This window comes from Bacillus sp. PK6-025 (assembly GCF_056530265.1).
The window spans coordinates 1994069-2017253 of sequence record NZ_CP096509.1; the positions used below are offsets into that span (position 1 = coordinate 1994069).

Sequence of the window (23185 nt, forward strand, 5' to 3'; positions counted from 1 at the left end):
GCCAAAAAAGGAGTGAGCAAAATTGATTCGGCTAATAAAAGATTATGATCATACGAGAAATTCCCGTCATCAAGCTCAGTTAAGATCTGATATTCACAACATAGAAAACACATTAAATGAACACGAATATAATTTAAAACGCCATGAATCTACCAAAGCCGCCCATACGTCGGAACAAATCGACCATGGCGGCTTTACTGTTGGAAACCGTCTTAAAAATTTATCAGCGCGCTTTGCCAACCTGGTCACAAATCACGACGGTTCAGATGTCAAAGAAGTAGTGGACGCCCGGGTGACAACTGAAGGAGAAATCGCGCAAACCTTGAAAGACCGGCTAGATTTAGAATTTAATAGGCTTGCTCAAAAAATAAAGCGCACTGTGTATGTTGATGACTTTGGGGCCGTTCCGGACGGGAAAACCGACAGCACCGAGGCTTTCAAAAAGGCATTAGGGAATGGCCGGGTGCGAATTGAGTTAAGTGCCGGTACTTATATTGTGAAAGGCATCAAGCTCCCATCCTGGACGTACTTGAATGGAAAGGGAAAAGGTATCACGACCATCAAGCTCCATGAGGATACGCCCGCCAGTGAATGGGTGATTACAAATGCAGACTATGAAAAGGGAAACAGAAATATTTTTGTACAGGGGATGTCGCTTGATTGGAACCCGAATAGACAAGGCGGAGTTCGGGCGACTGGCGGGCAACATTCCAGCTGCTTAACACTTGCCAATGTTAAATACGGCTGGGTGAAAGATGTTGAGGCGATAAACCCAGGACTGCACGGTTTTGATATTACAGCTCCTACTTATGATCATTTGCCAACAACCGATTATACGAAGAACGGAAGCCGTTATATATGGCTTGATAATTGTGTTGCTTATGGATATGGGGATGATGGGATTACCACACATTACAGTGAATATATTTTCATCTCCAATTCACATTGTGTTTATCCAAGCGGCAAAGCTCATAAACAGGGGGAGTCCAATTCCAACGGTATTGAAATTGACGACGGTTCAAAGCACGCCTGGATACTGAATTGCTATTCTGAGGGAAATGTCAGGGGCGTGGAGGTTAAAGCTCATGCCAAATGGCCGGCTGCTCAAAATGTCCATGTTATCGGTCATGTGTCTTATCGTGATGTGCGGTCATACGATATCCGTCACATCGGCCATCATTTAGCATCTGACCCTGAAAGTACGACAGCTTACGGTGTCACATTAACAGATTGTACGGCGATAGAACCGGTATTTAATTCCTTGTATAAGGACCTTTCACCGCGTGCGCTTGTCATTTCTGCCTATAAAAATGTCGTGGTCAACGGCTTTACAGCTATCGGTGACCCTTCATACGATTATAAAAACTATCCGGCTATCGCACTGCAATATCGCAGCCGAAACATCTCACTCAATGGGATTCAAGTGCGTGGGTTTAAAAAAGCTGAAGCGGATATTCGTCTTTTTGGCGGCAACCAGCGGACTGATAATGTCAACATTTCAAACTTCACGTTCTATAAATCTGCTAAAAGCGGCATTGTGATTGGCGGGGGAGTATATAACGTTAACATCAACAATGGGATCATGACAGGGGACAAGGGTGCTTATGGCATCACCTCACCAAACAGCCAAGCCAATATTGTGGGTGTTTATGCAGAGGGTTATGATTACTCGGCGATGATTAAAGGCCAAAAGTATAAATATGTGCCAAACAACTTAAAAGGCGGAACGAGGGTTGCCACAACTTCAGGATATGCGACATCAGAGACTGGTTTTCTTGCGGCTTCTTCCGGCGATCCTGTCGCTTCGGGAGAGGCTTCAGCTGTCATCGGATCAACCGGCGGATGTAAGGCACAGGGCACGCGGAATGTGGTAATCGGTTCTTCTGAAAGATCGACCGCAACCAAAGACGGAAGCCGGTCTGTCATCGGATCATCAAATAATGTCAGGATTGAGGGGGATGGAGTATCCCGAACAATTCTATCGTCACAAGCTGTCATCAACAATAAGAGCTATACGGTGGCGCTTGGATACGGTACAGGGAGTCCATCGGCTTCAAATAAAAAGGTAGAGATAAACGCAAAGGCTGGGAATGTTTTAGGCACCGGTCGTATTGAAAGTGTTTCTGACTTAAAGGACTTGGCTGAATACTTTGAATCCAAAGACGGCAGCAAGATTGATTCCGGTTACCTGGTAACGTTGGACGGCGATAAAATTAGGAAAGCAGAAAAAGGTGAAAAGGTTTTAGGCGTTATTTCAGAGACGGCCGGCGTCATTATGGGCGGCGCAGCTTTTTATTGGAATGATCGCTATTTAAGAAATGAGTTCGGCGGAATTATCTATGAAGAAATCTACGTTGAATCAGAAGACAAAGACGGTAATGTGGTAATTCAAAAAGAACTCGTTCCGAAAGAAAATCCACATTACGATCCGGATGTAGAATATATTCCGCGGGAAGAGCGGGACGAGTGGCATGTTGTGGGGCTGGTCGGCCAGGTCTATGTCAGGATTGATGATACGGTCCACGCAGGAGACAGCATCGTGCCCACAGGCGGCATTGGCACTAAATCAGAAGACGGAACAGGCTTTTATGTGATGCGTATTAAGCAGCCTTACTCTCATCAAAAAGGATATGGTGTCGCCCTGGTCTTTATGTATCCGCAGCTGTAAAGGAGGCTCATTGATGATTTATAAACAAGGTGGTATATCACTTGATATAAACGCGCGGAAATCGAGCGCACAATCAACCAATATCCAATTTTTCACCCAGGATACGGGCAGCGCAAAGCTGTCCTTTTCTTTTACAAAAGACGGCGTTCCATTGCCCCTTTCGGCCGTAGATGCCAAAATTGTCCTTCTATATGCGGATGATTCGTTTTATAAACGCAGCCTGACGCTGACGGACAAGGTAAACGGGAAAGCCGAATATGTGTTGTCTGACGAAGAACTCAAGCATTACGGCCAAGTTAAGGCCGAAATCAAGCTTTATTATACGAATGGTCAGGCGCTTGCGACGGTCTTTTTTACCTTCCACATCGAGAAAACTCTTGAAGATCAAAACATCGTGCCTGTTGCGGAGTACTATATTGACGATTTTGAAACGCTCCGGTCTGGCATTAACAAAACGGTGGCGGAGATCAGTCAAACTCTTGATGAGATTAAAGCAAAATTTGCGGAGTTTGAAAATATTGAAACAAAAGACGGGGCGACGGAAAAGGCGAATAAGGCTGAAGCGAATGCCAAGGAATACACGGACAAAGCTGAAGCGAGCGCGAAAGAATACACTGACAAAGCGGCAGTAAGCGCAAAGGAATACACAGACATTCATGCTAAAAATACGGATATTCATATCACGGCAGCGGAGCGGGATAAATGGAATGAGGCGGAGTCCCGGGCTAAGTCTCATATCAATAATCAGTCGAACCCTCATCAAGTAACGACAAAGCAGGTTACACTCATTAATGATTCAGCATTTCAAGATGCTTCTTATGAGGGAGATAATTATCCTGATGGAATCTCAACTTTTCCGCTTTTAGCTAATGAAGCCACAGGATACCCGAGTTCATATGGCGGTATTTTAAATGTGAAATCAACTCAATATCGGTTTGCCCAAGTTTTCTTTCCAGCAGGAAATTCGAAGGACCCGAGAATCTACATTCGTCATTGGTATCATAGTCTAGGTTGGACAGACTTTAGCATGATTCCAACTTCAAATGATCTAAAGCCTGCCTGGACTGAAGTTCCTTTAAAAAACGGCGCGAAACATGGGGCTAGAAAAGTTATGTGTGCGGTGGTTGGCGGTTTTCTGTGTTTAAAAGGCGAGATTATCACCAATAGAGGCGTGATTTTTGGGACGCTACCAGCTTCTTATAGACCTGACCAGCTCCGCAGTAGACTTGTTCCTATATTCGGTACAACAGGGATGTCCAAATTGTATATCGAAACAAACGGAAATATGAGGCTGGAGGGGCAAATCGCTGATAAGTCCGAGAACATAACTTCTTATGGTTTGGACGAAATTATTCCCCTATAGGAGAGATAAGTCATGAAAAATATTTTCAAATATGACAAAGAGACGTTCTTGTTGATTGATAATGATATCATTCAGCCTGATGATCAAGGGAACTATGAAATTCCGGATGGATGGACAGACATTCCATTTGACCCGGGTTTATATCTTCCGAAGTTTTTTCCGGACGAAAAGGTGTGGAAGGAGACGGCTACAAAAGAATACATTGAAAGCTTGCTGCCTCCGGAGCCTGAGCCAGACATAACCGATCTGTTGAAAAAACAAAATGCCTTGCTCTCATTGCAAATTGCACGCCTTCAGGCCGATGTTGAAGCGTTAAAAGGGGGTGGGGCATAATGAAATATCCCGCGCTTGCAGATATCAAACAATTCTATGATTGGGGGTGTTACACGGATGATGAGATGCGAGAGTATGTAAAAATCGACTGGATCACCCCGACAGAGTATGAACAGATAACGGGAAGGAGTTATGACAAACCCGCCGTCTGTGTGGATTTAGGAATGCCAAGCGCCCAATAAGGGTGTTTTTTATTTTGCCTCAAAGGAGGTGAAAACGATGTGAGAACAGGAGGATTTCAGGACATGACACAACCCAATGATTATGATGTTTTACAAAAAGAAATCGCAGAAATCAAAGCAGATCAAAGAACACAAGATCAGCGGATCACTACTCTCGAAAGAACGACTGACCGACATGATCAGCAGATCATTTCAATCAATGAAAAGCTGAACAAGATCGAGGAAAACACAACTTGGATCAAGCGCAGTATCACCGGCGCGATCATTACAGCGGTAAGCACCGGCATCATCGGCGGTGCAATCGCTGTTTTTTATAATCTACTGCAAAAATAAGGAGGAAAACACAATATGAAAAACTTAGACAAAGGCACAGTCGTCCGGACGGTGCTTCTTTTTATTGCATTGGTAAACCAGACTTTAATTATGTTCGGAAAGGCAGCTTTGCCGATCAGCGAGGACCAGGTCAATACGCTGGCTGACGCTTTGTATTTGGCCGGTTCTACGATTTTTACAATCGTCACGACCTTGGTGGCTTGGTATAAAAACAACTATGTCACAAGCAAAGGAAAGTTGCAGAAAGAGACTCTGAAACAAAAAGGATTAACAAAATGAGGTTGCCGGCTGGCAGCCTTTTTTATTTAAAACAAAATTGGAGGGTTTCAAATGGTTAAAGTCGTGAAAAACTTTGTGAAAGTCAATCAATATACCCGGCCAGGGCTGAAGTTGGCAGGAGTGAAAGGGATTGTCATGCACTATACGGCCACGCCCGGTGCGTCCGCACTGAATGAGCGAAATTATTTCAATGGCACATGTATCGCTGATAAACGTTACGCTTCAGCCCATTATTTTGTGGACCGTAAAGAGGCGCAGCACATCATCCCTGAAAATGAAGTTGCGTACCATGCACATGATAAAAACCGCTGTTATGTGAGTTTCCTTAAACCGAATGCTAACACAAAATCAATTAGCGTTGAAATGTGTGTCGAAAAAGATGGCAAGATTCACAGTGAAACGGTTCAGAATGCTGCTGAATTGGTTGCCGACCTGTGCAAGCGTCACGGCCTTTCTACAGACAAGATCGTGCGGCACTATGATGTGACAAACAAAAATTGTCCGGCTCCCTGGGTGAGCGATTCAAGCCAGCTGGCAGCATTCAGGAAAAAAGTTGATACCTTGCTTGGAAATAAAACTGTGTCAAAGACAACATCATCTACGAGCCAGTCAAGCAAATCCACAGGGACTATCCTGAAAAAAGGGTCGTCCGGTTCCCAGGTCAAGGCGCTGCAGAAACGTTTGATTGCCGCTGGCTTCTCACTGCCGAAATACGGGGCTGATGGGTCTTACGGAAATGAAACGGTGCAAGCTGTCAAAGCTCTGCAAAAGAAAGCGGGTATCGCGGTGGATGGAATTTATGGACCGGCTACAGAAAAGGCTCTCGCAGGTATTGAAGCGAAAAAGAAAAAGTCGTCCTCAAGCAGCAAAAAATCATCCTACCCGCTGCCGTCTGGCATCTATAAGGTAAAAAGCCCACTAATGAAAGGGACGGCCGTCCGCCAGATTCAGGAGGCTTTAGCTGCCCTCTATTTCTATCCAGACAAAGGGGCGAAGAATAACGGCATAGATGGCTATTACGGGCCGAAAACGGCGAACGCGGTCAAACGGTTCCAGATGATGCACGGGCTGTCTGCGGACGGAATTTACGGACCTAAAACTAAAGCGAAACTTGAAGCTTTATTGAAGTAGAAAAAGGCCCTCTATAAAAAGAGGGCTAACTGTTATTCGTTACTGTCCAATTCCCATACTGTCTGACCATCTACTAAAATTTTATTTGGCGGATCATCATAAAGTGAAATTTCAACAAACGAACTTTTCCCTTCTCTTAACCAATTATAAACACTGCCTTCACGGTTAGCGGGATGAGCCAACATATTATCTACTTTAAATACAGCTGCATGGTATTCTGTGTAATTCACATCGTCATCTTCTAATCCGTTGTCTGTTTCAAAGATTGTATCAACGTTACCCGTAATCTTAAATCCACTTTTCCATTCTATGATTAAATCACAATCTTTATAATGTTTTAATGTTTTTATTAAAGAATCGTATCCCATGAATATTCTCCTTTTCTTATGGGTGTGATGGTACTATATGAGCTCCGTTTTTTCCATAGTGTATAATCCCTCTTGTAGTCTCTACATACTTTTTGGCATCATGATCATAGTATTTTCCTATTACTTGACCACACTCTATTCTTTCCCTATCTTTTCTGAACAGATCACCTTTTCCCGCAAACTTATCAAGCAATTCTTGTGCTTTTTTATTATCTCCGTAGAAGATGCTTTTGTTTTTACGACCATTAGCTATTTCTTGTTTGTAGTTTGGTGTTCCAGGAATATGTTTTTCTTGAGCACCTGGTTTTACTTTTGCAGGGAAACCATGCACTTCGCGATACGGACCTTTCGGTACGGATTGTTTGCCGTAGGAAGGTGTTTTATCAACCTTCGCAACTTTCTTTCCAGCTTCTTCACCTTTAAATAACTTGAAGCCGCGCTTTCCGTACTTAAATGCCTTTCCAAAAGGTGTGACACTCAATCCGGCCATTAAACGATCACCATTATCTTTAACGATTTCGCCTGTCGCAAGGTCGTATCCAAACGCTGCTCTTACTGCATCATACACACCTGTAAATTCCATCGCTGTATCGAAATATTTAGCAAAGTCGCTTTTTTCCACATTCTCTGGAAGGGTGTAGGCGGGTTCTATCTTGACGATTGTATCACCGTCTATGTATGCCCGGTAAAGCGTATCGTTAAATACCCTATAATCTTTTTTCAGTTCATTCAATTCCTCTTGGGTGTACTCTTTCTTGGAAACCTTTTGTGTCGCCAATTTTTTTAATCGATCTGGATCGGCGAGAGTGTTAATGTCCGCATCTTCTTTGTCTCCGACTTTTTTCAACATGGCACCCATCGCTGTTTCTTGATTTCCACTCAATGTATCCATCTCATCCGGCTTTAAAATCGCGCCTTTTTGATAACCGGTGATTTCAATTTTGGGGCCGGTATACATCTTTTCGAGCCGGGCCATGTATCTCTGCATCGTCTCAAGATCGTTTTCAGCCGTTTTGAGGGCGTTGGTTTGCTCGCGGTCAAACGCATGCAGCTTTTCAAGAGTCGTGCTGATTTCCTTTAACGCTTTCTGATTTTGTTCATGAAAATCGCTGTCGTTCAAATCCGGTAAATCAACGATATGACTGACTTTTGCGATCGTCGCGTTAGTCTTAGAAACCAAATTTTTTGTTGTGCGATCAGCGGCATTTAAGCCATTCTCCAACTCGTGTTCGAGAAAGGACTGTGAAATAAATCCGTTATGGTTGGGTTCCAGAGAATTTAGCGCGCTTTTCATTTTCTTCAGCGTGGAACTGTATTCCTCTATGAAAGTATCATAAAACTGTAGAAAAGGGGTGTGACATTCCTCGTAAAAGGCGCGGATCGCATCGCCGCCTTTTCCTTTTAAAGCATCATCAAGTGATGTTATGCCCTCAACGGCTTTTTTGACTTTAGCAAATTCGTCTGATTGTTGTTTTAATTGTTCCAGCGTTTGATCAATTGCATGGTGCAGCGCTTGAACATCCAGAGTCTTCATGGCATTCTCCTCTAATCCTTTTGGTTACAATCAGTATAGAGTTTACCACTATACGGAAACCGATTGGGGAATAAATCCTGTTCATCCATGAAAATGAATCAATTTACATAGATAATTAAGCCTAGATATTTCAGTTATCTATTGACGGTTGTAAATAGGTTTGGTATAATTAAAATATAGAAAGGAGGTGCTAAAGTGGACGAGGTAAGAAACTGGATTCTTGCCACTGCTGGAGTGGTGACCATATTCAAACACATTTATGATATATGGCAAAACGAAAGCAAAAAAAGAGGCAAGAAAAAGAAAAAGCGCTCCCGCCGGGTAAGCAAGAAGCGCTAAACATAGTGAGCGAGAGAAGGGGAGAAATCCCCTTGCTCTCCAATTCATTATATCACGTCCACAAATTATGAAACAATATTTTAAGCATTACAGCTCATTAGACATGGCAACTATGCTCATCCTAATAGCGGGCATTTTTGCAATAGACTTTGAAAAAGTCGGTACTCTCGGGACAATCACAGGCATCATTTTATACCTGGCTGTGATTGTCACACTGTTAAAAGGATTAATTCTGATTTGGAGCGATAAAAGGCATGAAGGAAAACGAAAAAATTAAGTTTATCCAGGATGAAGTTTTGACAGCTGCAGAAGCAGGCGAGCTCCTCGGGGTTACAAGGCAGCGTTTAAGTGCATTGGTGACTTCCGGGAAGCTAAAGCCTGTGAAGAAGGTCGGTACAGTTAGCTTGTTTCTCCGTGATCATGTGGAGACTCAAAAGAAAGAACTTGAAGCTGGTCGAAAAAAATACCGCCCATATGATGAGTAAAGCCCTTCAGCTGTGAGAAGGGCTTACTTTATTTCCACACTGACGACATCCTCAAATTTAATGAGGTTGGTGTCTCCTTTAGAATCCACTACATGGAAAGTTTTCTTCAACTGGTTTATGTAATGGATATGGCTCTCTATTTGAACGATCTCCCCGGTTTCCGGTCCGTTAAGCATTTGCAGCGGCTTAAATACAGAAAACTGGACTGGATTATTAAACTCAATTGCTTCACTTATGGCCATTTCCATATCTTCGATCTGAGACATGTCAAGAACCGGCCTTTTTATTTTGTCCTGGCCGCTTTCTAACTCGCGAAGTAGGCCGACATGCTCCGGCAGCATCATAGCTGTCCATTTGATTGATCCACGATCTTTCAAGTTGTCATCTTTCATGGTGTTCATCTCCTTGAGATGATTATAAGGGAACATTTGTTCTGTTCTCAACAAGAAAAATAACCCATCCAAAGTAAAGCCCTCTTTAAAGAGAAGGCTTTTTATTTTGGTGGGCGAATTTCGATAATAAACATTTTGAAATTAGGGCGGAGCTTGAGTGTCAGTTCACAGATATCATTTGAAAGTGAATAATCAGGATCAGCTTCTTTTAAAGCCTTATTTAAATCATCCTGACTAAATCCCATAGTTACAAATAAAATATAAGCAGCCCCCATACCTTTCATTGACGGCTTTGAATAATCATCGCTGTTGGAAATAAGGTTAATTCCTGTTAAAACATCTTGTTTATTGAACATTCCTGATATTATATAGTCTCTATCCGTATTAGAGTTATCCTTTTCATTAGCCAAAATCTGAACAAAATTCTCTTTCGTCTCATTTAATTCACCATCCTTATCAAGCCTGGAAAGAGGTTCCTCAATAACATCCATGTCAATACTGTCTATGTTTTTATTATATTCATCAATAAATTCATTTAGAGTAAAACCGAAATCACTCTTTGCTTCGGTGGTTTCTGTCTTCTCTTCAGCTGTAGCTGTCTGGTTGTCAGTTTTATTTTGTGGTGCACTGCTGCATCCTGCTAACACCAAAAATAAAACCAGTAATATCTTTTTCATAAGGATCCCCCTCTTGTTTAAAACGAACATTTACATTTTAAAACAAAATAGGGGATTATCCAATGTGTTAACAGTTAAGTGAACACCCACAAATGCACCCACAAAACACCCACAAACAAAAAATATTTCTTGATATTTTATCCTACATAAAAAAATGAAACCCTTATATATCAACGTTCATGACCCAATATGATATATAAAGGTAATATAGGTTATAATCCGCACACAAGTCCACCCTTGGGAGCGCGAGCAGTATATGTCTCAGTATTAAGCTAGGAACCCCCTTGGCACCAGTGGTGCCAGGGGGGGTTGAATTTTGGTCAAAAGATTGGGTGACCAAAATATGACCAAAAAAATTTGAAGTTTCAATCTAACTCCATAATCGATGAGACATAACCTTCGTAATCTTCGATTCTATCTTGGTCAAGTTTCTTACTGATATTGGGAGTAAACATCAGCTGCTTTTCTTAATATATTTCATGTCTGTACCTGAATTCCAAGAGTAAAACCACGTGTGTTAGGCGAAAAGTGTGGTCAGCTTGGAATGACGCGGCAAAAGTGACCAAATACTGATTGGAATGAATATGTTATATTTAGGGGAACAATAAGCGAAGGGGAAACTATTAAATGTTTGAGTTGGATAAGATGATAAACAAAGTAAACGGCCTTAAAGAAGAGCACGCAAAGGGAACCCTTAAGGTTATTTGCGGAAAACTGGATAATCTAAAACACGCGGGTGGTCAATATACAGAGAAAGAATTTGTTGAAGATATTCGATCAATGATTGAGGATTTTCCAGAATTGGATAATAAAGAAGAGAATAATGAATAAAAAACCCTTCTTGCAAGAAGGATTTTTTTTATAACAATACCACACCGACGACATATACGATCGATTTAGTTATAAACAATTTTTTTAAAACGGGAGGTTTTGAAAAAGCGAAATAGTAATAACTAAGGTTGATAAAGAGCCCAAAGATATCAAAGATACAATTTTTCGGTTGTTTTGCTTTTTTGGAGATTTACTTAATTCATAGATTAATGCACTCCATAAAAGTATGGATGCCAAAATAATAATACTCATATACACATAATCCTCCTTTTTATGGTTAACATTGTCATCGATTTTACCACATTTAGGATTGAGATGTCGATGAAATAAGCATCTTTATTTCATTCTTTGACTGAAGAACAAAACCGTTTGTTTTCAACTCGGACATTATAGTTCCTTCGGAGTTCTCACTATGAACACTGGCATTCACTTACTCTCTAGTATGAGTTCCTTATTGAAATGTCTTTATTTCTTTTGTTGTCGAAAATGAAATGAAAACCTATCATATCCAGAACAGAAAGAGGCATTGAAACAAAAAGGTTAACAAAATGAGGTTGCAAGCTGCAGCCTTTTTAGTTTGAAAAAAGTTAGTACAAATGGAAAGAAATCATCCAACACACTGTTGGTCGGCATCTTTAAAGTGACAAACGCATGAAATGAAAGGAGCGGCTGTACGTCAGGTTCAGGAAACGTTGGCTGTTCTTTAGCCCTAAGAGAGCAAGGTATTGACGGCAATACGGTCAGAAAGCGGCGGGACCGTCACTGATGGTATTTACGGGTCTAAGACAAAAAATAGAAAAGTTAAATTACACAACAATTAATAGAATGAAGTATAAGCAGATAAAAATTTTGAACGAAATCTGTTGAGTTGAAGGGAAATTAAATTGGTCTTGAGGAATAAAAAGCTGATTTAAGAGGGAAAGAAACAATGCTGCTGAAAAACAACTATTGACATATGTAAGTAAATAGAATAAATTAATTATTGTTATAAAAAACACCTAATTTTATCATAGCACACAAGATATAAAAAGTCAATGTTTTTTTAAAAAAGATGCTTTTGAAAGGAAGAGAGGTTATGAACTTATCTCGTTTTTTGAATTCCATTCAATTATCCCCTCAATCAAAACCTATGATGGAACTGCTTGAATTAAATGAAAAAACAAAAGAGCATGGCTTGATCTTAACACCCAGCGATATCAAAACATTAATCGTTTATAGAAATAAAGTGCTTCATGATCATGGACGTATAGAGCTGGGGATTGAAGTACTAAAGGAATTAATTGAGGTGTTTGCTGCTTCACCCTATATGGATGAGGATCATGATGTCGAAACGTTAATCGAGCTTCAGGAGATTTTTTATTATCTCAGAAATGAAACAGAAGATAAGATAGGTGACATGAAACTGATTCATCAGATGATGGAGTGTTTTAACGGACCTTCTGCGGGGTCTTTAGAGTTATTAAGAAGTAAAATGGAGGAACTCGCGGAGAGTTTCAGAAGAAATACGATGAGAAGTGAGTCTTTATATAAAGGTGATGAATAACATGGGAAAAGAAAATACTTTAAATCGCTATGATTTGGTTTCAAATTTTACGATTGATAAATCAAAGTTAAAGCAAAGCCAATTTATGTTGTCGCTTCTAAAAGAAGGCCAAAGGGTTGGAGTTATTACCAGCGAAAAAGCTTACAAGATACAGGTAGAGATTATGCAAATCCTGCAACGATTGATAGGCCAGTATACCAAAGGGGAAAGTACGTCGGTTACTACAGAAACGGCGGAAGGGATTATGGTTTCCCTCATGTATGCAATAGATGCTTATGCTCTCCATTTTGAGAAACCTGAAGAGGTTATCGTACATTTACGTTCTGATAGTATAAAAAAAATATATACCAAAGGTGTCGAATTACTTCACTGTTATTTTGAAGAAGCTAAACAATTGTATCAAGACGTAAAAAAATTAAAGTTAGATGTGCCTGTTGATGCTTATAATTTAACCATTGACGAATCGTTACCTGTATTTATGAATCATTATAATATTATTTTTGAAGCTCAAAATACGATGGCGAGCATTGACTATCCTTTAGCTATTGACAACATGGAACTGCAAGGTGTTTTTTATATTAAACAGTATATAGAGCGACTGCTGATAGAAACGAGATTCTGTCACTTTTTTAACCATCAAGATCTAATGTATATCTTGACAAACTTCGGGAGAATATGCCGCTTTAATTATCGCATAGAACTTTTTAATATTTTTGAGTTAATGATAAACAATGCTGTTTTTTCACTGCTATCCGGGGGCGAAGCCAATCAAGTCAGAATTTCTGAAGTTCAATATGACAGGTTGAGTCGGTTGTTAAGTGATTGCCATGCTGATAAAAGGGCAAACTTGATTAACGAAGCATTTGATCGGTTACAGCGGGATTTAAAGACAGATCAAACGATTACTGATTATATCAATTTGTATCGCAATGAATGTATTCAAAGGGTAAATAACGCTGCGGAAATTGATGGCTTCAAAATGTTGATCATCAGAGAAATTGAAGAGAGAGAAAAACCAATAGCGTTAATGTTAAATGAAAATGATCGCATGAGTGATATTGAAATGCGGAAATTGGTGGATTGCATCATGGAAAGAAAAAACACAGCAGAAAAAATATCGCTGATCCGCGATCATTTTGTTTCACTGCATGATTATTTGGATTTGCTAAATTCGGGATGTCTGTTTGACGACGAATATAACGCACTTTTTGCTACGTTTGGGAATTTTGAATTGGCCATTTTTGCGAAAATTGTATTTTATGAAGAATTAAGAGGGGGAATCCTCAATTTCATTGACATTGTTGCTGACTGCTCTGAAGCAAAGAGCGAGTGGGAAACATATTATATGAAATTTATTAAACAATTAGAAGATGAGCGCATTGCAACGATTGGACAGCTCATCAATGATATTGACTATGAGGAGATATCGTTTTATTAAGTTAAAGACGTTTTTATAAGTTCTTTTACAAAGGAGAGTCTAAAAAAAGACGAAGATAAATAACAGCACTCGATAAATGCAATCTAGTTATTTTTCAACACAACTTAAAAGCTTAAAGTAATTCTACTCCAACTTGCTTAGTGAATTTTACTTTTATTCTCTCTTCTTCTCCAATACTTACAACCATGAAATTTTCAACTTTCTTAATGCTAGTTACGTTTTGAAAAACACCTGTAAATACCGCGAAATCTTTATAGGTTATATCCAGGCTGCAAGTTAGTTGATAAACATCCAGCGTCAAAATTAACTTGAAGTTTTGATTATCTTTATAAGTATAAATAAATTCGCCGGCCTCTGGATCATCAGCTATACTGGCTGGCTCACTCTCAAAAAGTTCTAGTAAATCATATTCATTATATTTTATAAACATCCAACTGACTCCTTAAAATTATAGTGATATTAATGAAGTTAAAAAAACCGCAGATCTTTAACTATATCGATCATTACTGGGCAATAAGAATTTCTGATTTTCAATCGCAACTCCAAACGCTGTCTTAAGGAAATAACTCATGTATCAATCGAACTGTATCTATATATAGGTTGATATGTTATTATCTGTATATAAAATAAGGTAGCATGCTAAGCTGCCGACAAATGATTAGATTAAATGAAAGAATTCGAAGCAATGAAAAATTATCAGAAGGGGAGATTGTTATTAGATTTTTGCCGCCGGTTTTCGCGGGTATTGCTGTATTTTTAGTGACTTTTTATATTGAGTATTCTTCCAAAAATTTATCCTTGGAGAATAAACTTATACTCAATGTTGCAGCGGCAATTGTCGGGTGTATTTTGGGAATGTTTATAAGAAAAAGAAATCAATATTAAAGAGACCGATTAATAAAGTTCGGTTTCTTTCTCTATTTTAACATGCAGGGAAAATATTCTTTGGATTAATAAAGGAAGGTAATCATTTCGAATTTCGGATTAAACATAGCTAGATCATTTTTCAAATATCTCTAGTTTATAAAGGATCTTAACGAGTTGTGAGTTTGGGCATCCGAAAAAACTTCAGAAAGAGAGGGACACTTAACAAAGTGTGGGTAGTCAAATGGACAAATGTATATTTTGTGAAATCGTTAGTCAAAAAATTTCAAGTTATGAGGTTTATAAAAATGACGATGTAACAGCATTTCTTGATATAAATCCTGTTACATGTGGCCATACAATAATCATACCAAATAAGCATATTGAAAGACTGGATCATATTAACGATCCCCATCTATCTAATGAAATAATGGATTCTTTAATTAAAGTACCTCAAATATTAATTCATTCAGGTATTTGTGATGATTACACGATACTCTCAGACAACGGTCACTTTGCTCAGCAAGATATTAAGCACCTGCATTTTCATGTCATACCGAGACACATGAATGAAAAGTTTGAATTCAAATTAAACACCGACTTTACTGCAGCTGAGAAAAGTAACTTACTTTCGGTATGGAGAAAGATTACAGGGAGATGATGAGAAAAGATTGTCCTAGAATTTAAAAATGGAAAGATGATTTGATATGATCTCGTGCAGGTTTTGCTGAATTCATCATTTCGTCCAGAAATTCTTTCCTTTGTTGTATAATGGTGATGATTAACAATGGTTGCAAGGGAGTAAATTATGTTTTTAATAGCTTTTGTATTGGCGTATTTTATCAAGCAGCCGATATTAAGTATGGGGACACTTTTTCTTTTCATCTACGGATTTAGATTTTCTTCTAAAGGCCTTAATGCTGAAAAATACGATTGTTATATTAATCAATATAGACTTATATTTTGCTTCGTCATCCCTTTCCTTAATTTTTATATGTCCTGGACAACGATAGGAGGGAATGCGGGAGTCGGGTTTACGTTTAGTCCACTTACCCTGATGCAAAAGCTGTCTTTCTTGTCCCAAGTTATTTTGATATTATTACCCGAGATTCGCAAATTTTTATCTCGTAAAAACTTCATTCATATTGATGAAAAGAAGCAGAGATTAGCATCGGTTTTGTATCCAATTGCTTTAATCCTAACAGTTTGTATGGCATATCGGTAAGGACCGTAAGCAAAGGCCTTACTCTACATAAAAGTTGCATCCACTATACTTTAAAGGGGACTATTGATGAATTTCGATCCGGAAAAACTAAGGAAATTTCTTAATTGCGCGTCAAACCCATCAAACCCAATGGAGACAAAAGTAAAGAATTACTATGTGAATCAAGAGATTCAAGAGTTTGCATCCTTTGATATTGACTTTGAAAATGTAGACATCGCCCTGCGTATTGCCGGTATGTTGGGGAAATCCGCCACGAAATTTACGATAAATCATTTTCTTTTCCCTGATACGAACAAAATAGATTATATTCAATTTATAATTTTTGAAATTAATGATCCAGAACTATTAGCATTTTTAGAACAACTATAACAGCATTCTTGTTTGAATACAGTTCTCTTGGTGAAAATAAAGCAAGTTCTACCCGATAAACCCGCAGCAATCATAATTACCTTTGGTGTTGCGAACAGCCCCTTTTGTCAAGGCAGCTTCGTGGATTCATCAGGCTCAGCCGATTAGATGGCCAATGGTCTGTGTGAAAGGACTTGGCGGAACTGCCTTCAATCAAAAAAGCACCATTACTTATACCAATCAGGAGGACAAAAAGTGTTTTTGGCAAAGATGATCGATCGTTTAGCGTTATATGATTTGCACAGGAAAAGAAGTAAAGAAAAACATTTTTCCGCTTTTTCATTGGATTCGATTGACAGGGACGAATTCTATCAAGCAAAAGCGGCTGATGTCTCCTTTACTCTTCATGAAGCGAGAAAAAACTATTTGGCTGGACATTTCAGCTATGAATCTACCATTCCATCTGGGGACCCTGTCAATGATAGTTTAAAAGGCGAGGTTTTTTTAAATAAGAATGATATAGATCAACCTAATGTTATTTTTGTACACGGCTGGCGAATGGATTCATACGACAGAATAAAAAAGATATTTCATGATTGTATGATGAACGATTTAGGCTGGAACATGTACTACTATTCTCTTCCGTATCATTTTGAAAGAGAGCCGGAATATTCGCTTTACAGCGGTGAATTGATGATAAGTGCGAATTTGAATCGTACAGTTGAATCAACAAGACAAGCTGTCGTGGATTTACGGGCACTCATTCACTGGATCAAAGCAAATAAAACCGGCCCTGTTATTATTGTGGGCGTCAGTTTAGGCGGGTGGGTTACAAATTTAATGGCTGCCCTTGAGACTGAAATCGACATCGTGGTATCGATATTTTATGCCAATCGTCTTTCTTATGCGATATGGAATACCATCCCGGGTAAATTCATAAGAGAAGAATTGGAACAGTACGGTGTGACATATGAAGATTTACAAACATATTGGGAAATTACAGATCCCAGTCAGGCTGTGCCGAAAGTTAACAAAGATCACATTTTGCTGATTTCCGCCGTTCATGACCAATATGTTCACTTAGAGGATGCTGATAAGTTATGGGAGAGCTGGGGGAAACCCGAAAGACATCTCTACAATTGCGGCCATGCCGGAATTGTTCTTTGTCGTAAAAAGCTGGCATTAGATACGATTTCTTTCATCCGAAAAAAATTAAAGCAGCTTCATGAGGGATAATTTCTTTAATTTATTAAAAAGCTGGCAATTTTCAAAATGTGCGAATAGGAGGTTTTTTTATGTACTTTGTTTCCGGATTTGTTTCAATTTTGCTGGGTCTATTAACGCTGTTTTTCTTACAGGTGTTATCTGTTGCTTTTCCTCATTATATAATGGATGCAGATGGCAATAGTGAAGCTTCGGTTTATTTTCAATCATCTGTATTGTTTTATCCTGTTTTGCTTCTCATTTTAGGCGTCATCATGATTATTGTTCATTTGCGAACAAATGATAAGGGTTAATTCGAAGGAGAGTATCGAGTTTGACTGCGAAGCGAAAATGAGATGCATCATCTAAAAGAAACGGGTATATCATTGATATGAAAGCTTCTAAAAAAAGGAGAACAAAAACGATGAACTTTTGGCACGAGCGCTTTCAAGATGAGAACTATGTGTATGGAACGGAACCGAATGTGTTTTTGGCAGATTCGCAGAAAAAACTTCAATTGTCGGGTGATGCTTTAGCCATTGCAGAAGGCGAGGGGCGAAAAGCGGTTTTTTTTAGCAGAACAAGGGATGAACGTCACGTCATGGGATTATGCCGAGTCAGGGTTGGAGAAAACGAAAAAGCTTGCTGAAACCCGTCATGTATCGGTGAAGACGGAGCTTGTTGACTTAAATGAAGCGTCTTGGAATCAAGGGCAGTGGGACGAGATTGTATGTATTTTTGGACATTTTCCAGAAGAGCTGCGCCGAAAAACACTTCTTGGAGTAAAAGAAGCCGTGAAGCCCGGGGGATTTTTCGTGACGGAAGTGTATTCGACGCACCAAATTCCTTACAAAAGCGGCGGGCCGCAGGATCCGGAGCTTTTATATACACCGGAAGAATTTTTACAAACCTTTTCAGATTGGCGTATTGTCCACTTTTTTATGGGGGAAGTCGTTCGTCATGAAGGGGCTTGGCACAACGGCCTGTCTCATGTCATTCAATTTATTGGTCAAAAGCGCTGAATACTCCGGGGAAATATGATTTTAAAAAGGTGCCGTTTATGGCGCCTTTTTTGCGTAACTTTTTTCACCGTCATCACTACTATTGTGATGAAAGCGGGGGAAATGATGAAAAACAAAAATGGACTCAAACGGCTGCTGATGATCAGCAGCGCATTTCTGCTTTTAATTGGCGGGGGATATGTCAGTGCAATGATCTTCGGAAAGAAAGTGGTGTATGAAGGAGAGGGGGAAAGCGGTCTGTGGCATGCTTCGATTGAGAAATCAGATAAAACGTCAATCGGGCCTAATTATTTTTTGAATTTGTATTGGGATGGCGCGAAAGAAGATGCGAAAAGAACGATTGTGAAAACAATCACCTTATACATAGACGGCAAAAAGTATGATGATAGAGGAGAATACGATCTTTCTGAGTATACCGGAGAGGAAATGGATGACGGAGGCCATATGGAAGATCATATCGCGACTTTTGATTTTATGCCTGAAGAGGATGTCATCGGGCATGCGTTATCAGTCAAAGTGGAGTGGAAAACCGGAGATGAAGAGAACGCAGAAATAATGAAATTAACCAAGATTCCGTGGTATAAATGAAGCGACAATCACTGAATAAGGAAGTGATTTAAAATGAATGAAATTGAGATCAGAAGGCCGCAAATTGACGACGTTGAAGAGCTGAATCAGTTTTTCAGAATCGTGGTCGAGGATACTTTTGCTAAAGAGGGGATATCCGATCTGCTTGATGATCAAGAAAGTGAAATTGAAAGTAAGAGGCAATACTTGAAAGCAGACTTAGACAGCAAAGGGAAGAGCCGGCACTTTTTTATCGCTTCAGATCAACGTCTGAATAAAATCATCGGTACAATCGAATATGGCCCTGCCAGCGAATTGATCGATATTTGTACGGATGGGGCTTTAAAGGATTTATATGAGGTAGGGACGGTATTTGTCCACCCGGATTATCAAAGACGCGGAATCGGGTCTTTGCTGTTCAACGTTATGTTTTTGACCTTTCTGAATCGGGGAGTGAAGGAATTTTGTTTGGACAGCGGTTATCCCGGTGCACAGAAAATATGGAAGAAGAAATTCGGCGAGCCTGACTATATGCTGAAGGATTATTGGGGGAAAGGATATGATCATATGATTTGGAGGAGACGGACGAAGGATATGCCGATTGATACAAGAACATCAATAACGTAATCATCCTTTATATTCCATATATGTTTTAACGATAAAAAGAACTTTTCTTGAATTTATTTTTAAATAAATTGTTAAAGTTAAAAAAGTCCTATAAACTATAATGGAATCTTAATTTTAGGATGTGGGAGATATGTTCGACGAAAGAGAAGCGTTGCGTTTGAGACTTGAACAGCTAGGTGATGCGGAGATTCAGGTGATGCGGGAATTGCGGAAAGAACGACAAGACATTTATTCGAAGCTGCGTGAATTGGATCGGGAGAGTGATCCCGCAATTAACAAAAAATCTTCATTAATCGACTTGGCAAGCGCTGCAGCAGAGGAATTAAAACAATCCCAGATTGCCGCTGACAAACATCCGCCCATCAAAACTCCATCTCATACTATTTTCCAATCAAAAACAACCATACAGCGTGAGGCTGCCTTAAACATTTTAAGCCGCTATGAAGAGGGCTTGAAAGGCATTAAGCTCAAAACTGAAATCGAGAAAGAAACCGGCTTTCCGATTAAAAACATGACAACATTTATGAAGAGCTTAATGAAACATCGCCCAGATATTAAAAAACCTGCCCGCGGCCATTATATTTTGCAAAAAGAAAAAGACCTTTGAGGTTTTCGTCATAATTCTAGATTCATATATGTCATAAATCAGAGCGGAATCTTTAAAAATTGAAACCAAACAGCACTTATATCGTATCGTTAGCTAAAATCAATGTAAGGGTGTTTTACATGTTGGATAAAAAGAAATACTTCATGATTATGGTACCGGCTTTAATTTTAGCGTTTTTATTTCAATTTTTTGTTCCCTCAGAGCAAGGGCACTTGGGGATTGTGTTTATTTTAGCAGGCGGGGTGATTTATTATCTTTGGGTGCATATAGAAAAGGACAAACAGAAAGATTGAGCGCATCCTTTGATTTGCGAATCCACTAAAAAAACGTCTATATAGACGTTTTTTTGTTATTGATATCCATTGTTAGCCAACCTGCTGGGCGGCAACCGACTGAGCCGGTAAACAAATGCTCAAGCAGCCGTTTCTCCCAGATTTTATCGATCTTTTAACTTTAAGGCGTAAGCTTTGAACTGTTAAGAGCTTTGATACTTAAGCTGTAAACGCTGAACGTTGAGCTTTGAGCTTTTATCTCAATGTTGGCACAGCGTCTCTTTGGCTGTGCAGATGAAATAAAAGGAGGGAGTCACCTTTCCCTCGGAAGGTGTTTAGTTTTATCGGTTTTCGGTTGGCTAACAATCGGCCGTTAATCGATTTTGATTTTGGTGAGTGTATTGCTCTCGGACAATGCAAAGTCAACTTCCATTTCAAAGTCCTCGATCTTTTTTGACAAGGAATCGATCTTCTCTTTTAGATTCAGCGGATCGATGATTTTTGCTTCATTTTCAGCGAGGAAAGATTTGACGATTTCCTGGTTTTCAGCCGCTTTTACTTTGCCGTCTTTTCCGAAAAGAGTCTCCAGGTGTTTGTCTAGTCTTTCTGTTACTTTTTGATTGACGCTCTCGGCCTCGTCGACTAAATCAGCGTACACTTCTTTCAGCTTATCCAAAAGTTGAATGTCGTAGCTGATGGAGGTTTTTCTTTCGATGGCTTCAGCCACAGTCATCTTGACTCCGGCCACTTCGATTTTGGTCGTCGCGTTGGATACAACAATGGCAGACTTAATGGCATTTCGCCTTTTGATTAAGGCTTCAATTGATTGATAATCGGCTTTCGCCCTAGTTTCCAAGTCTTCGGTTGTCCGAAATCCGTTCGGCAGTTTCTTTCCGATCATCAAGCCTCCGAATGTACTCTCATTTACGGCCCGCTTGATTCTTTTATCCAACATTTTGAGTTCGCTTAGTGCTCTGGTGATCGTAAGTTCCATTCTATAGCCCCTTCGTCGTTTATATATTTAAAAAAGCTCTTTATTTACTCATTAGAGTAATGATTATATCATATTGATTTTCCAAGTGTTATATTTTTTGTGCATATTTTCATATAGCATAATAGTCCAAAAAGATTCATAAAAAGCTGTAGGAGGTCTAATCGATTGTTCGATTTCATGATCACTATGCATTGCATTTCTCTTTAAAATGAACAGGGAGATCAACAAAAAAACTTTTAGCAAAAGAAAAGCTTTGCTGAGAACTTTTCCTAATTCCTATTGTTTGTCTTTGCTCCGTTTCACTGCAAAATATATTGCGAGGACGGCTGCGATAAGAGAGGCAGCTCCGCATGCCAGCTTGATCAGCGGTTTCAACAATATCAACTCCATCTGTTTTCGGTATATGTGTAAAGTATAAAAGGGATTCATATCCAAAGACAGCTTATGCTTAGGATTTTAAAGAAATTTTAAGGAAATAAGTCCTGCGCCGCCCGGTTGACAATGAAAAGCCGCTCCACTAAAATGAATGATAGTCATTCATTTTTAGGGAGGTCTGCAACATGCCAAAGCAAACGTCCGGGAAATATGAAAAGATTTTGCAGGCGGCCATTGAAGTCATTTCTGAAAAGGGGCTGGATAAGGCGTCGATTTCAGATATCGTGAAAAAAGCAGGCACTGCGCAGGGCACTTTTTATCTTTATTTCTCATCCAAAAATGCGCTGATTCCAGCGATCGCGGAAAATCTTCTGACACATTCTTTGGACCATATTAAGAGCAAGGTCGACGGAACCATGTCTTTCTGGACCGCCTTGGACATCATGATCGATGAGACGTTCAACATGACGGAACTTCATCAGGATATTATCGTTCTTTGCTACTCAGGTCTTGCCTTTGACCATTCGATGGAAAAATGGGAGGCGATCTATCAGCCTTATTATTCCTGGCTTGAAGGACTTATTGAAAAAGCAGTTGAGAAAAACGAGGTCATTCCGGACATCAATGTGCGCTGGACGGCCAGAACGATTATCAACTTTGTCGAAAACACAGCGGAACGTTATTACATCGGGGCGGAAAAAGACGAAGAGCTCAGTGTGTTCAAAAAAGAAATATTTACTTTTCTGAAGAGAAGCATAGGAACCAAGTGAAAAATGACCGGCTGCAGCTGTTCATTTTTTATCGGCCTAAAAATGACTGACGTTCATTCACAACAGGAAGGGTGTTATCATTGAGTTGGCTCCTCGTCATTATTGCGGGTTTTTTGGAAGTGGTTTGGGCCTCAGGTCTTAAACATGCGGATTCCTTCGCCGATTGGCTGATGATCTTTGTACTGATCGCGGCAAGTTTTCTCATGCTGATACGATCTTACAGGAACATTCCGATGGCGTCGGCTTATACCGTATTTGTCGGAATCGGAACGGCCGGCACATATGTGACGGGTGTTTTTATGGGCGAACCCTTTTCAGGAGGGCAAATATTTTTTTTGATCGTGCTGTTGGGAGGCATTATTGGCATGAAAATGTTTACAAAAGAGAACAATACCCAGTCAGGGGGTGATTGATC

General features: G+C 39.7%; 27 protein-coding genes and 3 pseudogenes. 24 read left to right on the forward strand and 6 right to left on the reverse strand.

Annotation, left to right across the window (positions count from 1 at the left end; translation table 11 throughout):
* Positions 1-22: 22 nt before the first annotated feature.
* The 8 genes and pseudogenes from M1D67_RS10380 to M1D67_RS10415 form a co-directional block, all read left to right on the forward strand.
* Entirely contained in the window at positions 23-2668 is a 2646-nt protein-coding gene (locus M1D67_RS10380; protein ID WP_479831810.1) for a peptidase G2 autoproteolytic cleavage domain-containing protein, read from the forward strand.
* Between the two features lie 13 nt (positions 2669-2681).
* A complete protein-coding gene (locus tag M1D67_RS10385; RefSeq protein WP_198403081.1) occupies positions 2682-4031 on the forward strand; it encodes a phage baseplate upper protein in 1350 nt (449 codons plus the stop codon).
* Between the two features lie 12 nt (positions 4032-4043).
* The gene (locus M1D67_RS10390; protein WP_059231669.1) at positions 4044-4364 is read left to right on the forward strand and encodes a hypothetical protein; all 321 of its coding nucleotides are present in this window, start codon (positions 4044-4046) and stop codon (positions 4362-4364) included.
* Entirely contained in the window at positions 4364-4546 is a 183-nt protein-coding gene (locus M1D67_RS10395; protein WP_479831811.1) for an XkdX family protein, read from the forward strand. The genes M1D67_RS10390 and M1D67_RS10395 overlap by 1 nt, the downstream gene beginning before the upstream one ends.
* Before the next feature lie 63 nt (positions 4547-4609).
* A complete protein-coding gene (locus tag M1D67_RS10400) occupies positions 4610-4879 on the forward strand; it encodes a hemolysin XhlA family protein (RefSeq protein ID WP_069500916.1) in 270 nt (89 codons plus the stop codon).
* Between the two features lie 15 nt (positions 4880-4894).
* Positions 4895-5158: a phage holin gene (locus M1D67_RS10405; RefSeq protein ID WP_075753490.1), complete on the forward strand. Its 264-nt coding sequence runs from the start codon at positions 4895-4897 to the stop codon at positions 5156-5158.
* 135 nt (positions 5159-5293) lie between these two features.
* Positions 5294-5923 (forward strand): annotated as a pseudogene (locus tag M1D67_RS10410) (peptidoglycan recognition protein family protein); the annotation flags it as partial.
* A gap of 96 nt (positions 5924-6019) precedes the next feature.
* A pseudogene (locus M1D67_RS10415) lies at positions 6020-6289 on the forward strand (peptidoglycan-binding domain-containing protein); the annotation flags it as partial.
* A gap of 32 nt (positions 6290-6321) precedes the next feature.
* Here the strand turns inward: M1D67_RS10415 and M1D67_RS10420 are convergent.
* Together M1D67_RS10420 and M1D67_RS10425 are read right to left on the reverse strand one after the other, a co-directional pair.
* Positions 6322-6657 carry a hypothetical protein gene (locus tag M1D67_RS10420; RefSeq protein WP_096748141.1) on the reverse strand — a complete coding sequence of 112 codons (336 nt, stop codon included), beginning with the start codon at positions 6655-6657 and terminating at the stop codon, positions 6322-6324.
* Between the two features lie 16 nt (positions 6658-6673).
* A complete protein-coding gene (locus tag M1D67_RS10425) occupies positions 6674-8191 on the reverse strand; it encodes a T7SS effector LXG polymorphic toxin (protein WP_096748140.1) in 1518 nt (505 codons plus the stop codon).
* A gap of 195 nt (positions 8192-8386) precedes the next feature.
* On the opposite strand from M1D67_RS10425, the gene M1D67_RS10430 reads away from it, so the two are divergent.
* Entirely contained in the window at positions 8387-8530 is a 144-nt protein-coding gene (locus tag M1D67_RS10430) for a hypothetical protein (protein ID WP_021837703.1), read from the forward strand.
* Positions 8531-8784: 254 nt separating this feature from the next.
* A complete protein-coding gene (locus M1D67_RS10435; protein ID WP_011198296.1) occupies positions 8785-9015 on the forward strand; it encodes a helix-turn-helix domain-containing protein in 231 nt (76 codons plus the stop codon).
* Between the two features lie 23 nt (positions 9016-9038).
* On the opposite strand, the gene M1D67_RS10440 is transcribed toward M1D67_RS10435, so the two are convergent.
* Together M1D67_RS10440 and M1D67_RS10445 are read right to left on the reverse strand one after the other, a co-directional pair.
* On the reverse strand, positions 9039-9407 hold the full coding sequence (locus M1D67_RS10440; protein ID WP_479831845.1) for a YolD-like family protein: 369 nt from the start codon (positions 9405-9407) through the stop codon (positions 9039-9041).
* Between the two features lie 101 nt (positions 9408-9508).
* Positions 9509-10084, reverse strand: a complete 576-nt coding sequence (locus tag M1D67_RS10445) for a hypothetical protein (RefSeq protein WP_096748138.1) — start codon at positions 10082-10084, stop codon at positions 9509-9511.
* A 627-nt stretch (positions 10085-10711) separates the two neighbouring features.
* Here M1D67_RS10445 and M1D67_RS10450 point away from each other — a divergent pair.
* The 3 genes from M1D67_RS10450 (at position 10712) to M1D67_RS10460 (ending at position 13896) form a co-directional block, all read left to right on the forward strand.
* The gene (locus M1D67_RS10450) at positions 10712-10915 is read left to right on the forward strand and encodes a hypothetical protein (RefSeq protein ID WP_023857616.1); all 204 of its coding nucleotides are present in this window, start codon (positions 10712-10714) and stop codon (positions 10913-10915) included.
* A 1075-nt stretch (positions 10916-11990) separates the two neighbouring features.
* Entirely contained in the window at positions 11991-12458 is a 468-nt protein-coding gene (locus M1D67_RS10455) for a DUF6323 family protein (RefSeq protein WP_020451555.1), read from the forward strand.
* A 1-nt stretch (position 12459) separates the two neighbouring features.
* Complete coding sequence (locus M1D67_RS10460) at positions 12460-13896, forward strand: DUF6179 domain-containing protein (protein ID WP_479831812.1); 1437 nt, start codon at positions 12460-12462, stop codon at positions 13894-13896.
* A 112-nt stretch (positions 13897-14008) separates the two neighbouring features.
* On the opposite strand, the gene M1D67_RS10465 is transcribed toward M1D67_RS10460, so the two are convergent.
* Positions 14009-14326, reverse strand: a complete 318-nt coding sequence (locus tag M1D67_RS10465; RefSeq protein WP_039072731.1) for a hypothetical protein — start codon at positions 14324-14326, stop codon at positions 14009-14011.
* Between the two features lie 666 nt (positions 14327-14992).
* Here M1D67_RS10465 and M1D67_RS10470 point away from each other — a divergent pair.
* From M1D67_RS10470 to M1D67_RS10510, 9 genes and pseudogenes are all read left to right on the forward strand, one after another.
* Positions 14993-15421 carry an HIT family protein gene (locus M1D67_RS10470; RefSeq protein ID WP_101560910.1) on the forward strand — a complete coding sequence of 143 codons (429 nt, stop codon included), beginning with the start codon at positions 14993-14995 and terminating at the stop codon, positions 15419-15421.
* Between the two features lie 630 nt (positions 15422-16051).
* A complete protein-coding gene (locus tag M1D67_RS10475) occupies positions 16052-16354 on the forward strand; it encodes a hypothetical protein (protein ID WP_101560911.1) in 303 nt (100 codons plus the stop codon).
* A gap of 234 nt (positions 16355-16588) precedes the next feature.
* Complete coding sequence (locus tag M1D67_RS10480) at positions 16589-17569, forward strand: alpha/beta hydrolase family protein (protein WP_479831813.1); 981 nt, start codon at positions 16589-16591, stop codon at positions 17567-17569.
* Positions 17570-17628: 59 nt separating this feature from the next.
* A complete protein-coding gene (locus M1D67_RS10485) occupies positions 17629-17850 on the forward strand; it encodes a hypothetical protein (RefSeq protein WP_026579662.1) in 222 nt (73 codons plus the stop codon).
* A gap of 110 nt (positions 17851-17960) precedes the next feature.
* Positions 17961-18558, forward strand: a pseudogene (locus M1D67_RS10490) (class I SAM-dependent methyltransferase).
* A 105-nt stretch (positions 18559-18663) separates the two neighbouring features.
* Positions 18664-19146, forward strand: a complete 483-nt coding sequence (locus M1D67_RS10495; RefSeq protein WP_020451566.1) for a DUF4944 domain-containing protein — start codon at positions 18664-18666, stop codon at positions 19144-19146.
* 33 nt (positions 19147-19179) lie between these two features.
* Entirely contained in the window at positions 19180-19752 is a 573-nt protein-coding gene (locus tag M1D67_RS10500) for a GNAT family N-acetyltransferase (protein WP_095290608.1), read from the forward strand.
* A 130-nt stretch (positions 19753-19882) separates the two neighbouring features.
* Positions 19883-20359 (forward strand): Rok-like winged helix domain-containing protein, encoded by a 477-nt coding sequence (locus tag M1D67_RS10505; protein WP_026579660.1) that lies wholly within the window; start codon positions 19883-19885, stop codon positions 20357-20359.
* A gap of 122 nt (positions 20360-20481) precedes the next feature.
* Complete coding sequence (locus M1D67_RS10510; RefSeq protein ID WP_195536448.1) at positions 20482-20652, forward strand: hypothetical protein; 171 nt, start codon at positions 20482-20484, stop codon at positions 20650-20652.
* A gap of 352 nt (positions 20653-21004) precedes the next feature.
* Here the strand turns inward: M1D67_RS10510 and M1D67_RS10515 are convergent, their stop codons facing one another.
* Positions 21005-21625, reverse strand: coding sequence for a hypothetical protein (locus M1D67_RS10515; RefSeq protein ID WP_026579659.1), 621 nt, complete (start codon positions 21623-21625; stop codon positions 21005-21007).
* A gap of 560 nt (positions 21626-22185) precedes the next feature.
* Between M1D67_RS10515 and M1D67_RS10520 the strand changes: the two genes are divergently transcribed.
* A complete protein-coding gene (locus M1D67_RS10520; RefSeq protein ID WP_020451571.1) occupies positions 22186-22770 on the forward strand; it encodes a TetR/AcrR family transcriptional regulator in 585 nt (194 codons plus the stop codon).
* 80 nt (positions 22771-22850) lie between these two features.
* Complete coding sequence (locus M1D67_RS10525) at positions 22851-23183, forward strand: DMT family transporter (RefSeq protein ID WP_020451572.1); 333 nt, start codon at positions 22851-22853, stop codon at positions 23181-23183.
* The last annotated feature ends 2 nt before the right edge of the window (positions 23184-23185 follow it).

Excerpts from the sequence above, each read along its gene's own strand:
- M1D67_RS10385 (WP_198403081.1), top strand. The coding sequence starts at position 2,682 with ATGATTTATAAACAAGGTGGTATATCACTTGATATAAACGCGCGGAAA.
- M1D67_RS10390 (WP_059231669.1), top strand. The coding sequence starts at position 4,044 with ATGAAAAATATTTTCAAATATGACAAAGAGACGTTCTTGTTGATTGAT.
- M1D67_RS10395 (WP_479831811.1), top strand. The coding sequence starts at position 4,364 with ATGAAATATCCCGCGCTTGCAGATATCAAACAATTCTATGATTGGGGG.
- M1D67_RS10400 (WP_069500916.1), top strand. The coding sequence starts at position 4,610 with ATGACACAACCCAATGATTATGATGTTTTACAAAAAGAAATCGCAGAA.
- M1D67_RS10405 (WP_075753490.1), top strand. The coding sequence starts at position 4,895 with ATGAAAAACTTAGACAAAGGCACAGTCGTCCGGACGGTGCTTCTTTTT.
- M1D67_RS10420 (WP_096748141.1), bottom strand. The coding sequence starts at position 6,657 with ATGGGATACGATTCTTTAATAAAAACATTAAAACATTATAAAGATTGT.
- M1D67_RS10425 (WP_096748140.1), bottom strand. The coding sequence starts at position 8,191 with ATGAAGACTCTGGATGTTCAAGCGCTGCACCATGCAATTGATCAAACG.
- M1D67_RS10435 (WP_011198296.1), top strand. The coding sequence starts at position 8,785 with ATGAAGGAAAACGAAAAAATTAAGTTTATCCAGGATGAAGTTTTGACA.
- M1D67_RS10440 (WP_479831845.1), bottom strand. The coding sequence starts at position 9,407 with ATGAAAGATGACAACTTGAAAGATCGTGGATCAATCAAATGGACAGCT.
- M1D67_RS10445 (WP_096748138.1), bottom strand. The coding sequence starts at position 10,084 with ATGAAAAAGATATTACTGGTTTTATTTTTGGTGTTAGCAGGATGCAGC.
- M1D67_RS10450 (WP_023857616.1), top strand. The coding sequence starts at position 10,712 with ATGTTTGAGTTGGATAAGATGATAAACAAAGTAAACGGCCTTAAAGAA.
- M1D67_RS10455 (WP_020451555.1), top strand. The coding sequence starts at position 11,991 with ATGAACTTATCTCGTTTTTTGAATTCCATTCAATTATCCCCTCAATCA.
- M1D67_RS10460 (WP_479831812.1), top strand. The coding sequence starts at position 12,460 with ATGGGAAAAGAAAATACTTTAAATCGCTATGATTTGGTTTCAAATTTT.
- M1D67_RS10465 (WP_039072731.1), bottom strand. The coding sequence starts at position 14,326 with ATGTTTATAAAATATAATGAATATGATTTACTAGAACTTTTTGAGAGT.
- M1D67_RS10475 (WP_101560911.1), top strand. The coding sequence starts at position 16,052 with ATGAATTTCGATCCGGAAAAACTAAGGAAATTTCTTAATTGCGCGTCA.
- M1D67_RS10485 (WP_026579662.1), top strand. The coding sequence starts at position 17,629 with ATGTACTTTGTTTCCGGATTTGTTTCAATTTTGCTGGGTCTATTAACG.
- M1D67_RS10495 (WP_020451566.1), top strand. The coding sequence starts at position 18,664 with ATGAAAAACAAAAATGGACTCAAACGGCTGCTGATGATCAGCAGCGCA.
- M1D67_RS10500 (WP_095290608.1), top strand. The coding sequence starts at position 19,180 with ATGAATGAAATTGAGATCAGAAGGCCGCAAATTGACGACGTTGAAGAG.
- M1D67_RS10505 (WP_026579660.1), top strand. The coding sequence starts at position 19,883 with ATGTTCGACGAAAGAGAAGCGTTGCGTTTGAGACTTGAACAGCTAGGT.
- M1D67_RS10515 (WP_026579659.1), bottom strand. The coding sequence starts at position 21,625 with ATGGAACTTACGATCACCAGAGCACTAAGCGAACTCAAAATGTTGGAT.
- M1D67_RS10520 (WP_020451571.1), top strand. The coding sequence starts at position 22,186 with ATGCCAAAGCAAACGTCCGGGAAATATGAAAAGATTTTGCAGGCGGCC.